The 11,241-nt window shown below is 68.7% G+C and carries 14 protein-coding genes and 1 pseudogene; 11 read left to right on the top strand and 4 right to left on the bottom strand.

Going from position 1 to position 11,241, the window contains the following annotated elements; translation table 11 throughout:
• Positions 1–122 precede the first annotated feature (122 nt).
• Positions 123–689, bottom strand: coding sequence for a dihydrofolate reductase family protein (locus ACIRA5_RS35955; protein WP_403698141.1), 567 nt, complete (start codon positions 687–689; stop codon positions 123–125).
• Positions 690–1,105: 416 nt separating this feature from the next.
• On the opposite strand from ACIRA5_RS35955, the gene ACIRA5_RS35950 reads away from it, so the two are divergent.
• From ACIRA5_RS35950 to ACIRA5_RS35920, 7 genes and pseudogenes are all read left to right on the top strand, one after another.
• Positions 1,106–1,642, top strand: a complete 537-nt coding sequence (locus ACIRA5_RS35950) for a GNAT family N-acetyltransferase (RefSeq protein ID WP_403698167.1) — start codon at positions 1,106–1,108, stop codon at positions 1,640–1,642.
• A 461-nt stretch (positions 1,643–2,103) separates the two neighbouring features.
• A pseudogene (locus ACIRA5_RS35945) lies at positions 2,104–3,109 on the top strand (NAD(P)H-dependent glycerol-3-phosphate dehydrogenase).
• Positions 3,110–3,447: 338 nt separating this feature from the next.
• Positions 3,448–3,630 carry a hypothetical protein gene (locus ACIRA5_RS35940; protein WP_403698140.1) on the top strand — a complete coding sequence of 61 codons (183 nt, stop codon included), beginning with the start codon at positions 3,448–3,450 and terminating at the stop codon, positions 3,628–3,630.
• Positions 3,558–3,710, top strand: coding sequence for a hypothetical protein (locus ACIRA5_RS35935; protein ID WP_403698171.1), 153 nt, complete (start codon positions 3,558–3,560; stop codon positions 3,708–3,710). Before ACIRA5_RS35940 ends, ACIRA5_RS35935 begins: the two co-directional genes overlap by 73 nt.
• A 24-nt stretch (positions 3,711–3,734) precedes the next feature.
• Positions 3,735–3,959, top strand: coding sequence for a hypothetical protein (locus ACIRA5_RS35930; protein ID WP_403698139.1), 225 nt, complete (start codon positions 3,735–3,737; stop codon positions 3,957–3,959).
• 164 nt (positions 3,960–4,123) lie between these two features.
• Positions 4,124–4,402, top strand: coding sequence for a hypothetical protein (locus ACIRA5_RS35925; protein ID WP_403698165.1), 279 nt, complete (start codon positions 4,124–4,126; stop codon positions 4,400–4,402).
• Positions 4,399–4,782: a fic family toxin-antitoxin system, toxin component gene (locus tag ACIRA5_RS35920; RefSeq protein ID WP_403698137.1), complete on the top strand. Its 384-nt coding sequence runs from the start codon at positions 4,399–4,401 to the stop codon at positions 4,780–4,782. Before ACIRA5_RS35925 ends, ACIRA5_RS35920 begins: the two co-directional genes overlap by 4 nt.
• Positions 4,783–5,300: 518 nt before the next feature.
• Here the strand turns inward: ACIRA5_RS35920 and ACIRA5_RS35915 are convergent.
• Positions 5,301–6,104 (bottom strand): SDR family NAD(P)-dependent oxidoreductase, encoded by an 804-nt coding sequence (locus ACIRA5_RS35915; protein WP_403698135.1) that lies wholly within the window; start codon positions 6,102–6,104, stop codon positions 5,301–5,303.
• An 85-nt stretch (positions 6,105–6,189) separates the two neighbouring features.
• Here ACIRA5_RS35915 and ACIRA5_RS35910 point away from each other — a divergent pair, with 85 nt between their 5' ends.
• The gene (locus tag ACIRA5_RS35910) at positions 6,190–7,041 is read left to right on the top strand and encodes a helix-turn-helix transcriptional regulator (protein WP_403698133.1); all 852 of its coding nucleotides are present in this window, start codon (positions 6,190–6,192) and stop codon (positions 7,039–7,041) included.
• Between the two features lie 169 nt (positions 7,042–7,210).
• Here the strand turns inward: ACIRA5_RS35910 and ACIRA5_RS35905 are convergent, their stop codons facing one another.
• Entirely contained in the window at positions 7,211–7,732 is a 522-nt protein-coding gene (locus ACIRA5_RS35905) for a DUF5131 family protein (RefSeq protein WP_403698131.1), read from the bottom strand.
• A 171-nt stretch (positions 7,733–7,903) separates the two neighbouring features.
• Here ACIRA5_RS35905 and ACIRA5_RS35900 point away from each other — a divergent pair, with 171 nt between their 5' ends.
• Both ACIRA5_RS35900 and ACIRA5_RS35895 read left to right on the top strand, forming a co-directional pair.
• Positions 7,904–8,818, top strand: coding sequence for an NADP-dependent oxidoreductase (locus tag ACIRA5_RS35900; RefSeq protein WP_403698129.1), 915 nt, complete (start codon positions 7,904–7,906; stop codon positions 8,816–8,818).
• Positions 8,819–8,854: 36 nt separating this feature from the next.
• On the top strand, positions 8,855–9,334 hold the full coding sequence (locus ACIRA5_RS35895) for a MarR family winged helix-turn-helix transcriptional regulator (protein ID WP_403698127.1): 480 nt from the start codon (positions 8,855–8,857) through the stop codon (positions 9,332–9,334).
• 291 nt (positions 9,335–9,625) lie between these two features.
• On the opposite strand, the gene ACIRA5_RS35890 is transcribed toward ACIRA5_RS35895, so the two are convergent.
• Positions 9,626–10,465: an SDR family oxidoreductase gene (locus ACIRA5_RS35890; RefSeq protein WP_403698126.1), complete on the bottom strand. Its 840-nt coding sequence runs from the start codon at positions 10,463–10,465 to the stop codon at positions 9,626–9,628.
• A gap of 92 nt (positions 10,466–10,557) precedes the next feature.
• On the opposite strand from ACIRA5_RS35890, the gene ACIRA5_RS35885 reads away from it, so the two are divergent.
• On the top strand, positions 10,558–10,929 hold the full coding sequence (locus ACIRA5_RS35885) for a winged helix-turn-helix transcriptional regulator (RefSeq protein ID WP_403698124.1): 372 nt from the start codon (positions 10,558–10,560) through the stop codon (positions 10,927–10,929).
• The last annotated feature ends 312 nt before the right edge of the window (positions 10,930–11,241 follow it).

Below are 11,241 nucleotides of genomic sequence, written 5' to 3'. Positions count from 1 at the left end.
GCCGGCTGACCTCCGTCGAATTCGAGACCGTCATGACCACACCGGCCTCCCAGGTCGCGTGACCGAACCTGTCACCCAAACCTGCACCAGACCCATACGCCTAGCGCGTGGGGTGCTGCTACTCAGCGCCTCGTCTCGTACATGGTCAGGACCACGCCGCCGGGAGACGTCCGCGTCTCCACCAGGTTCAGGTTCACCCAGCTGTCCAGCGCGGTGAAGAACGGCGTGCCGCTGCCCACCACGACCGGATGGGTGGCGATCGCGTACTCGTCGATCAGCCCGGCGCGCATGGCCGCCCCGGCGAGCGTTGCGCCGCCGATGTTCATTGGGCCGCCGTCCTCGGCCTTGAGCCGGGTGATCTCGGCGATCGCGTCGCCGGTGACCAGGCGGGTGTTCCAGTCGACCTTGTCGATCGTCGAGGAGAACACTACCTTCGGCGTGTCCCGCCAGTTCCGCGCGAACTCGATCTCCGCCGGGGTGGCGCCCGGCTGCTGGTCACCGGTCGGCCAGTAGGAGCTCATCATCTCCCATAGCTTGCGCCCATACAGCGACAGGCCACTCGCCTGCTCGTGGTCGAGCCACCACTGGAACAGCTCGTGGCTCGGCGGTCCGCTCCAGCCGATGTCGTCGCCGGCCGCCGCGATGTAGCCGTCCAGGGTCACGTTCATGCCGTAGATCAGTTTCCGCATGGCCCAGCCTTCCGTCCGTGGGTGTCCGGCGTATAGACCAGCGCGGCGCGGGAAACTCATCGGTGCGCGATCTGGGCTCGCCGGTAGTCCTCGTGCTCGGGGCTCAGCGTGGTGTACTCGGCCGACACGGGCAAGCCGCCTGATCTCGACCTCGCCCTCGCGAGGAAATGCCTGCGGACAGCCGCCCGCTGGGCCGCGAGAAGGGGCTTCCAGGCACCGTTACGCTCTTCCGCCCGCGCGGTCCTCGCCAAGCCCGCTGATCCAGGCTGAGAACCCATCCTTAAACCCGCAGGGTGAAGCAGCACTGCTTGTGGCTCGTTGGAGGGGATGTGAGAGAAGAAGGACAGGCCCGGGCAGGTGAGTTGATCGGTCGGCGAGTCTTGATCGCTACCAAGCCTGCTGATTGGCTGGTCGGCATGACTGATCTTGGACCCGTCGCCTGGCCGCCTGCCCCGATCAGGACCGAGAGGCTCGTGCTCCGTGAGTCCGAGGCCCGGGACCGGGCGGCGTTCATCGAGTTGTTCGCCTCATCGGACGTGCACACCTACCTCGGTGGTCCTCGACCGCGCGATGAGCTCGAACGCGAGGTGCCTGAGATACCCGGACGGCGGCCTGGCTTCTTCGTGATCGATCTCGACGGAGCGATGATCGGCCAGATCACGCTCACCAAAGACACGGGGCACCTTCGGCAGGCTGCCGGGAAGGCCGAGCTCGGCTACCTGTTCCTGCCAGAGACCTGGGGACGCGGATACGCCGCCGAGGCGTGCGCAGCGGCACTCGGCTGGTTCACCGACGCACTTCCCGGCAAACCAGTGGTACTCGCCACCCAGACCGCCAACGTCCGCTCGATGCGCCTCGCGGCGAAGCTTGGCTTTATCGAGGTAGAGCGGTTCGAGGCTTACGGCGCTGAGCAGTGGTTCGGCATGTGGTCCCCGGTCGCGCTGTCCGAGTGAGGTCGTGCTCGGCGGTGTCCGCACTCATCGCGATGAAGCCGGGCGAGCGCGAGGAGATCAATCGAGGTTCAAGGATGGGTTCTGAGGGAGAGAGCGCGACGACAGCCTCAGCCACGTACTGTGCCCGGTTCTGGTCGCGTATGCAGGGAGGACACCTTCCTGGGAAACCCCGAACACACGCCCGGCGAAGTCATCGAGGTCAGCGGCACTCGCATGTCCGCCCACGAGTTCGAGGTCCGACACTCCGTCACCCGCCGCTTGTCAGCTGAGCTCCCCGCCTGAGCCGACACACATCGTGCCGGTCCGCGTCCTCCTCTCCTCGAGGATGGGAGGACGTACCACTGAACGTCCCCAGCCGTGTACGACTCTTTCGTGTACCGGTGCCGGCCAGGCCGCAGTGACTACGCTAGGCCGCCGACGTGCACGTCATACCAGCAGCGCGATCAGAGGGAGGCCGGTCGGTGACGACCCGATTCGCCGTGTTCGGCGCTGGCTCCTGGGGCACGGCGTTCGCCGTGGTCTTGGCCGACGCGGGATGCGAGGTCTCCCTGTGGGGGCGACGCCCCGAACTGGTCGACTCCATCAACACCACTGGCACCAACCCGGAGTACTTCCCCGGCGTCGTACTCCCGACCGGGATCACGGCAACGACCGATCCGGCGAGGGCCGCGTCGGGCGCCGACTTCGTGGTGCTCGTTCCCCCCTCCCAGACGCTGCGCGCCAACCTCAGAACCTGGGCGCCTGGCATCGCACCGACCACGGTGCTGGTCAGCCTCATGAAAGGCGTCGAACTCGGGACCGCCAAGTTGATGAGCGAGGTCATCGCCGACGTCACAGGCGCGGGCCCAGAGCGCATCGCCGTTGTGTCGGGGCCCAATCTGGCCGGAGAGATCGTCCGGCGACAGCCTGCGGCCAGCGTCGTAGCCTGCAAGGACGAATCCGTCGCCATGCGGCTCCAAGCCGCCTGTCACACCAGCTTCTTCCGCCCGTACACCAGCAGCGACGTGATCGGCTGCGAACTCGGCGGCGCCGTGAAGAACGTCATTGCCTTGGCCGTTGGCATTGCTGACGGCATGGGCCTCGGCGACAACACCAAGGCAACACTGATCACCCGGGGGCCGCGCCGAGACCACCCGCCTCGGAGAGGCAGTGGGCGCCGACCCACGCACCTCCGCGGGCCTGGCCGGCATGGGCGACCTCTTCGCCACCTGTTCCTCACCCCTGTCACGCAACAACACCTTCGGCGCCAACCTCGGCCGCGGAATGACACTGCAGGAAACCATCGCCGCAACAAAGCAGACTGCGGAGGGCGTGAAATCCTGTCTCTCAGTGCTTGACCTCGCGCACCGCCACGGTGTCGACATGCCCATCACCAGCACGGTCGTCGACATCGTCCACAGCGGGAAACCCCCTCAGGCAGCCGTCAAGGAACTCATGTCGCGTTCAGCGAAGCCTGAGCAACACTGACTCACCCTCGACGCAGTTGTGCCGTCACATGACGTTGGCGGCGTCCGGGTCCGGCTGGCGCAGAGCCGGGGTATGAAGCCGGGGGTGAGGCCCATGGACCGCGAGAGCGTCGAGAGGAGCCGGGTACGGCGATGCCCCGCCGGTCCGGAGACGAGCGGGGCGTTCAGCTATCGGCCAGCGGGTGTTGATCAGGCGTCGGGGCAGAGACGGGCGGTCACCTCACGCATGGTGTCGGTCATGACGTCTCAGCCGCCATTTCGCCACCGCCCCCGGCACGCTCTCGCCAACACCGCTGACCTCCAGGCCAATCACCTGGCCGGCGCCAAGCCACATGTCTCATGAGACACGCTGAGCGCGAAGAACGGACCTTCGGCGAGCATCTCGGGCAGGGAATGAGAGTGCAGGAAGCCACGACGGCGACGGGGCAGACGGCTGAGGGTGTGAATTCGTGCCGGGCCATTTGGACCTGTCGCGGGTCCACGGGGTTGAGATGCCGATCGCCGAGGTCGTCGCCGCGGTGATCGACGGCATTACCAGCGTCCCGGACGCGGCCGCCACGCTCATGTCACGGACGCCGAAGCCCGTGCACTACAGCGCCTGATCGCCATCCGTACAAGTCGCGCATATGGTTGCGGCAGCCGTACTGGCAGCCGCGCTCGTTGCCCCGGTCGCGGTGGCGACCGACGCAGCAGCAGCGACGTGCACCCGGCACACCACGGGCGTCTGCAAGGCCAACTCGCCGCATCCACGCGGGGCAACGGCGAAGTGCAAGGACAGCACCTGGTCCTACAGCGCCCACGCCCGCGGCACCTGCTCGCACTACCGGGGCGCCACGTACTGGTACCGGTAGATCCCAGTCCGCATGAAGCCCCCGGCCGCGCCCAGGGCGGGGGCTTCGTGCTCGGCGGCAGGTGGCTACAGGGTTCCCGGCGATGGCCGCGACGGTTGTGGTGCGTCTCGAGACGCACAGACGGTATCAATGATACCGTAGATACCATGTCGGATCCCAAAGCGATGAGTCTTCGCTTTCCTGACCCTGCCCAGCGGGCCGCTATCGCGGCAGCCGCGAAACAAGCGGGGGTCAGCATGCAGGAGTACATCCTCTCGGCGGCCTACGACCGTGCGACCGCCGTGGAGCAGCGCTTCCTGGAAGGCTTCAAGACATCCATGGCCCGTAGCAGCGCGGCTTTCGCGGCCGAGCCCAGCAGCCTGGACCCCAGCGCCGAACAGCGGGCAGCCGAGCAGGAGGCGCGGCAGGAACTCGAGCACCAGGAGCGAGGCCACGCCGCGTGACCCAGCCGAAACCCCTCCCGCTCGACGTCACCTTTCTGTTGCACGCCGCCGAGCTGCTCGACCGCGATCCGCAGGTCGACGACTACGGGCCGCTCTACGCCGCTGTCGCCCGCGTCAATGCCAGGGCGATGGAGCACGACGTCTACGGATCACTGCACCTCAAAGCCGCAGCCCTTCTGCAGACCCTGGCGAAACTGCCGTGCCTGGAACACTCCAACGAAGCCTTCGCCTGGCACGCGACCGAGGCCTATTTGATCCTCAACGCGCGCGAACTGGCGTACCCGCCCAAGGCTGCCGTCGCGCTCGTGCGCGACGCGGCCTCCGGAGCGCTGGGCGTCGCCCGGATCGCCCGCCAGCTGCGCGACTGGACCGCCGCCTGATCCCGACGTCCAGTACCGGGGAGTCGCCGTAGCCCCCGGCGCCCAGCCCGCATCCCCCTCAGGACCGGACCGCTCGCCTGGCACGCGTGCAGTGAGGAGGGTGATCACCCCCCCTCACTGCCGCTCGTCAAAGCGCGGTCATGAGAAGCGGGTGCGGGAACCTTGCTGCGCCCTCACCCGGACCCGGCACTCTCTCGTCGGCGCACACCAGCTTGCGCCGACGCCCCCGCCGCCATCGGTGCGGGGGAAGCGGGACGAACGCCCTTTTCCGACCCGCTCCCGGTGACGGACACCGGAGGACCAAGAAGAGAACCCGGAGGGTCTGTTCATGATCGGGCGTTCCTCCATTTTTGAAGGTGGCGGTGTGGGGGCCGTAAGGGCCGGCCGCGGTACCCGGCCCGAGGGCTGGGTCGCAGGTCTGCGCGTAGCAGAGCCCACTGGGGGCTGGGCGGCCCTTACAGGGGGAGGGCTCGGCGCCGAGAGGGTGGGCGCTGGCGGGTGATGCTGGGCTGCCCTGGTCAGGCGCCGGCGCCGCCGTCGACCGGCAGGATCGCGCCGGTCACGTACGAGGCCCGGTCGCTGAGCAGCCAAGCAGCCGCCTCGGCGATCTGCCGGGGCTCGGCCATCTGACCGAGCGGGATCGACTTGGTCATCTGTGCGACGATGCCGGGAGTCGCCGCCGCCCAGGTGTCGATCATCTCGGTGGCGGTGCCGCCAGGGGTGATGCCGTTGACCCGGATACGGTCACCGGCCCAGTTCACCGCGGCGGTCTCGGTGAGGCTGTTGAGCGCGCGCTTCATGGCGCCGTAGGCGGGCAGGGCGGGGTTCGCCCGACGGCTGCCGATGCTCGAGGTGTTGACGATCGCCCCGCCGCCGCCCCGCCGCATGAGCGCGGCCTCGGCGTTCATGGCGGTCCAGTGGGAGCGGAAGTTCACGGCGAACTGCTCGTCGATGTCCTCGTCGCTGGTGGTCTCGACCGGGCCGAACTGCTGCTGGGGGACCGCGCCGTTGTTGAAGGCGCCGTCGAGCCGTCCGTGCAGCTTTTCGACGTGGTCGACAGCCGCGCGGATGCTCGCGCTGTCGGCGAGGTCCAGGGTGACGGCGTCAGCGGTGCCGCCGTCGGCACGGATCTCCTTCACGATGGTCTGGAGGGCGTCGGTGCCGCGGGCAGCGAGCACGACGGCGGCGCCCTCGGAGGCGAAGAGCCGAGCCGCGGCCGCCCCGATGCCGCGGCTGGCGCCGGTGATGAAGACGACCTTGCCGGTGAGCAGGCCGACGGGTGCGCTGTTTGTGGTGTTCGTGGTGTTCGTGGTGTTCGTCATGGCAACAGCGTCCGGCCGGCTGCCGGCCGGATACAGGCACAGGCTGTACCAGGATCCGCCGCCGCGCCGCGCGCACACTGGCCGTATGGACAAACAGGAACTCGGGGCGTTCCTCCGCAGCCGCCGCGAGCGACTCCGCCCGCAGGACGTCGGCCTCCCCCGCGGCCCGCGACGCCGCACGCCCGGTCTGCGCCGCGAGGAAGTGGCCGTCCTCGCGCACATCTCGACCGAGTACTACGTCCGCCTCGAGCAGGGCAGGGCGCCACGCCCCTCGGGCGACGTCCTGGCCGCGATCGCCGGTGCGCTGCGGCTCACCGACACCGAGTCGGACCACCTCCACGTCCTCGCGGGCACCGCGCCGAACCGTACCGGACTGCACCGGCGCGACGTCCGCCCGAGCATCCTCGCGCTCCTTGAGCGGCTGCCGCGGACGGCCGGCTTCGTGATGTCCGCAGCATGCGAGATCCTCGCCTGGAACGACCTCGCGTCCGCGCTCATGGAGGACTTCACCCCGCTCGCCCCCGAGGACCGCAACCTCGCCCGCCGGGCCTTCCCCGGGCCGCAACCCGCCGATGCGACGCTCTACGGGATCTCCGACGCCGCCGACTTCCGGCTGGGCGTCGTGATGCAGCTCCACACCACCCTCGCCCGCTACCCCACCGATCCCGCGGTGACCGGCCTCGTCGACGAACTCCGCGACGCCAGCCCCGACTTCGCCCGGCTCTGGGAACGCCACGACGTGCAGGCCGCGCCGATGCTCACCAAGACCTTCCGCCACCCGACCGTCGGCGAGGTCACCGTCGACTGCGACACCCTCACCCTCACCGACCGCGACCAGTACCTCGTGCTGTTCACCGCGCCGCCGGGATCCCCCGGCGCCGACGCCCTGGCCCTGCTGAACGTCCTGGGAACACAGGCCAGTCACTACCTGCCGTAGCGCCACGGCCAGCCACCGCGAGCACCATCGCCGACAGGGCGAGTTGCTGATCCGGTCGTCCGTGGACTACGCCCGGTCCGGAACCGCTACCGGGGACGTGCGTCGAAACTCGGCCGACGTCTCCCCGGCCGGGATCTCACCCCCAGGGGCTCTTTGACGCACATCTGAGTCACACCCCCACCATGTCCGCTGTGTCGGGATACTCAACCCAGGTCCGGCCATCGAGCAGGCGGCCGCCGGCCTTCGGGGTCAACCCACCGACCTGCTTGAAGAACAGAGCTACCCGAAGATCGACACACTGGTCTCGAATGTCGCGGACCCAGGCCAAGTCCAGCGCTCGGTGAGCCGGGCCGCTCTCGCCGCCGACGATCACCCAGTCGATCCGCGACAGCTTCAGGGACGGCACTGGCCCAAGCAGCGGTTCCAGCGACAGGAACCGGACAGCCGCAGGGATGCCCCGCAGTTCATCAGCCCGCGAGCAGTACTCATCCAACTTGATCGACGTGCCGATCCAGACGTTGGGCAGCGGCCACGAACTCAAGGTGTTCCAGTTGGCCACACGCTTGCGCACGTCCTCGCGTACTGGCCTGGCCAGCGGAACAGCATCGTCCTCTGACAACCGTTCCATCTCGGTCCGGACCGCGTCCACGAACTTCTGCGCTTCGAGCCCCCGCGAACCCCCGGACTGCACGGGTTCATTGGACGCGTCGGCCGCCTGTCGTCAAACGATCGAATGACGACAGATGGGTTGCCTCCGGGGGCTGCGAAACAATTACTTGGCCAGCCACACAATCAGTGCTACTTTTATGTGGCTGGCCACGTAAGTGGCCGCGGAGCGAATCCACTTGAGGAGACAGCAGTCATGAAGGCCATCGTTTTCGACACGTTCGGCGGCACCGAGGTCCTGCACGAGGCGGAGATCCCGACCCCCCAGCCCGGCCCCGGCCAGGTCCGCGTGCGCGTTCACGCTGTCGGCGTCAACCCGGTGGACGGCAAGATCCGCTCCGGTGTCATGGAGGCCATTTTCCCCACCACGCTGCCCGCCGTGCCCGGCGGGGAAATCGCCGGCGTGGTAGACGCGCTCGGTGAGGGTGTCGACCATCTGAAGGTGGGCGACGAGGTTCTGGGCTGGTCCGACACGGGCTCCTACGCCCAGTACGCCCTGGCCTCCCCGGCGGTCCTTGCCCCCAAGCCGACCGGTCTGGACTGGACGCATGCCGCGGCCCTGCCCGTGGCGAGCGACGGCGCAGAACGAGTGCTGGACCTGCTCGACGTGAGCGCGGGTGAGACGCTGCTGATCCACGGCGCCTCGGGCGCGCTCGGCACCATCGCCGTCCAGCTCGCCGTGGCACGCGGTGCCCGCGTCCTTGGCACTGCCGGAGCGGCCAACCAGGAGTACGTCGCCTCGCTCGGTGCCGCGGCGCTGACCTACGGGGACAACCTGGTCGAGCGGGTCCGTGCGCTCGCCCCCGAAGGGGTGGACGCGGTCTTCGACGCCGCTGGCAAGGGCGCCCTGGAGGACTCCATCGCCCTGCGCGGCGGCACCGACCGGATCGTCACCACTGCCGACTTCCGCGCCCGCGAACTCGGCATCGTCTTCGCCGAAGGACCCCAGCGCCGCTCCGCCGCCCGCCTCGCCGAGTTGGCCCGGCAGGCGGCCGACGGCACGCTGGTGACCACGCTCAGCGCCACCTACCCGCTGGCACAAGCCGCCCAGGCGCAGCAGGCCAGTGACGCCGGCCACAACCGTGGCAAGCTCGTCCTCACCGTCAACTAAACGATCACTCCCACTCACGAGATCAAGGAAGCAGCAATGTCCGGTACCACCTCATCAGAGCTGCCGAAGGCGGCGGGCGAAGGGCGTTTGAGCTACGCCATCTTCCAGCTCGCTCGCGCCCACCGCGGCCATGCCGCGGCCATGCTGCGCGCCATGAACCTGCACCCGGGCCAGGAACTGCTGCTGATGCAGCTCTTCGACCACGACGGCCAGACCCAGGCGGAACTGCTGGAGCGGGTCGGCCTCGACCACTCCACCGTCTCCAAGTCACTGCGCCGCATGCAGGACGCCGGGCTGCTCACCCGGGAGCCCGCGCTTCATGACCGGCGGGTCATGGTGGTCCACCTCACCGATGCCGGGCGCGCCCTGCAGGAGCCCATCACCGACATGTGGCGCACCCTGGAGCAGGTCTCCGTGCGTGTTCTGACTCCTGAGCAGGTCGAGATGTTCACCACGTGTGCGCGCTTGATCGAGAAATCGGTCAGGGACCACAGCCGGCAGGCATCTGTCGGGTAATCAGGCACGGCCAGGCGGCCCACTCGCCAGGCCAACCCCTCCACCCCCGCGCACAGCGAGGGCGCCCCGAACCAGGCGCCGCCCTCGAAAGCCGCCAACTCGAACCGGGCAGGGCCGAGGCGTACGCGTCCGGTGGCCGCGTCCGGAGGGCGCCGAGCAGGGGTGCGGTGAAGCGGGTCCCGTGGTGGTCGATGTCGGAGCCTGGGGCCAGGCCGACCAAGTAGGCATCGCGGTCGGACTCTGCCAGGTGGGTCGCACGAGGCTGCCCGGGCGCTTCAGTTGCGTTGTGCCTCAGCGGAAAGCGGCGATGCTGCGGGCGACCCAGCTGTTGAAGGGGCGCGGGGAGCGGCCGAGGACTCGTTCCACGTCCGGGCTGATCCGCAGCTCGGCGGGGTTCGGGGCGGCGATGATGTCCAGGGTGTCGTCGGCGAGCTCCGCCGGCACGAACTGGGTCATCGCGGCCTTGGCCTCATCGCGGGTGAGTTCGTGGAACCGCACCGGCGAGCCGAGCGCGGCGGCGATGGCCGCCGTCTGCTGACGCGGCGTGATCACTTCCGGCCCGGTCAGTTCGAAGACCCCGCCGGTGTGCCGGTCGTCCAGCAGGCAGACCGCCGCGGCCTCGGCGATGTCCGCCGGGTCGACGATCGGAACCCCGACATCGCCGAAGGGTGCGGCGACCGTCCCTTGCGTGCGGACGGACTCCGCCCAGGCCAAGGCGTTGGAGGCGAAGCCTCCCGGTCGCAGGACTGCCCAGTCCAGGCCGGACTCTTTCAACGCGTCCTCCACCGCGCGCATCGCGACCCGCGACGGGCCGAGCGGCCTGGTCGCCACGCCCTGCGAAGACAGCAGGACGATCCGGCGAACCCCGCTGGCCGCGGCCAGGCCGATGAGGTCGGTCGGCCTGGCTTCGGGGGCGTGCAGGTCGCCGGACAGCAGGAGGAACAGCGCCGTCGCCCCGTCCAACGCAAGGGTGAGGCCAGCCGGTTCGGCCAAGTCGGCCGAGACATGCCGGACCCCGTCCGGCACCGCCACCGCGTGCCGCGACACCGCCGTCACCTGCTCGCCCGCCTCGGCCAGGGCCTGCGTCAAGGGCCGGCCCACATTCCCGGTAGCCCCGGTTACCACGATCATGTTCAGCTCCAAGTCCAGTGTGCACTGAGACAATTGACGCTAGAAGGTGGGCTTACTTTTCGTAAGAACATACCCAAAGGTAAGCTCCGGACATGAGGGAAGGCGCGCAGCTGACGCAGGCCGAGACCGGTCATCGGTATGAGGTGTTTCACACCGACTGCCCCGCACGAGACGTGGTCGACCACGTGACCAGCAGGTGGGGTATCTGGGTGCTGATCTCCTTGCGGAGCAACGACCTTCGGTTCTACGAGCTGCGCGACAGCATCCAGGGCATCAGCGAGAAGATGCTCGCTCAGACCCTGCGCGCGCTGGTCCAGGACGGCCTGGTCTGGCGGGAGGTCGAGCCGACGACGCCGCCCCAAGTCACCTACGGGCTGACTGAGTTTGGCCAGGATGTCGGTGAGCCACTGACGGACTTGTTCGACCGGGTCACACAGCGGCTCCCGCCGCGCAGCGCGGGATAGTGCGGTAGCGGTCGGCCACGAAGCCGCATCCGGCCTGACTGCTCTGCCCCAAGTCACGATCCTGGGGAATGGCCCAAAGGCACCGACGACCGTGAGATTAGGACACGGGATCTGAGCTTGTCCTACCTTCCAAGCGTAGGTCTGAGTCGGTCCTTCGTAGGATCGGCGGGCCCGGGGGTTTGGCTGTGAGCTTGTCGCTGTTGGACGGCTCAAAGAACTTGGCCGCCCGGAACCCCGCGACGACTCGACCGCTAATGGGGATAGGCGCCTCGATCGCTGCGTAGGACAACGTCGGCGAGGTCGTCTGCGGGA

The sequence above is a fragment of the Streptomyces sp. NPDC096311 genome (assembly GCF_044763085.1).
In the GTDB taxonomy this organism is placed as follows: Bacteria; Actinomycetota; Actinomycetes; order Streptomycetales; family Streptomycetaceae; genus Streptomyces.
This window is presented reverse-complemented; position numbering and strand designations above follow the sequence as displayed.

Bases quoted from the DNA above. Each gene is read 5' to 3' on its own strand.
- ACIRA5_RS35910 (WP_403698133.1), top strand. From the start codon at position 6,190: ATGGACAAACAGGAACTCGGGGCGTTCCTCCGCAGCCGCCGCGAGCGA.
- ACIRA5_RS35930 (WP_403698139.1), top strand. From the start codon at position 3,735: ATGGTTGCGGCAGCCGTACTGGCAGCCGCGCTCGTTGCCCCGGTCGCG.
- ACIRA5_RS35885 (WP_403698124.1), top strand. From the start codon at position 10,558: ATGAGGGAAGGCGCGCAGCTGACGCAGGCCGAGACCGGTCATCGGTAT.
- ACIRA5_RS35890 (WP_403698126.1), bottom strand. From the start codon at position 10,465: ATGATCGTGGTAACCGGGGCTACCGGGAATGTGGGCCGGCCCTTGACG.
- ACIRA5_RS35940 (WP_403698140.1), top strand. From the start codon at position 3,448: ATGAGACACGCTGAGCGCGAAGAACGGACCTTCGGCGAGCATCTCGGG.
- ACIRA5_RS35950 (WP_403698167.1), top strand. From the start codon at position 1,106: ATGACTGATCTTGGACCCGTCGCCTGGCCGCCTGCCCCGATCAGGACC.
- ACIRA5_RS35955 (WP_403698141.1), bottom strand. From the start codon at position 689: ATGCGGAAACTGATCTACGGCATGAACGTGACCCTGGACGGCTACATC.
- ACIRA5_RS35900 (WP_403698129.1), top strand. From the start codon at position 7,904: ATGAAGGCCATCGTTTTCGACACGTTCGGCGGCACCGAGGTCCTGCAC.
- ACIRA5_RS35915 (WP_403698135.1), bottom strand. From the start codon at position 6,104: ATGACGAACACCACGAACACCACGAACACCACAAACAGCGCACCCGTC.
- ACIRA5_RS35895 (WP_403698127.1), top strand. From the start codon at position 8,855: ATGTCCGGTACCACCTCATCAGAGCTGCCGAAGGCGGCGGGCGAAGGG.
- ACIRA5_RS35925 (WP_403698165.1), top strand. From the start codon at position 4,124: ATGAGTCTTCGCTTTCCTGACCCTGCCCAGCGGGCCGCTATCGCGGCA.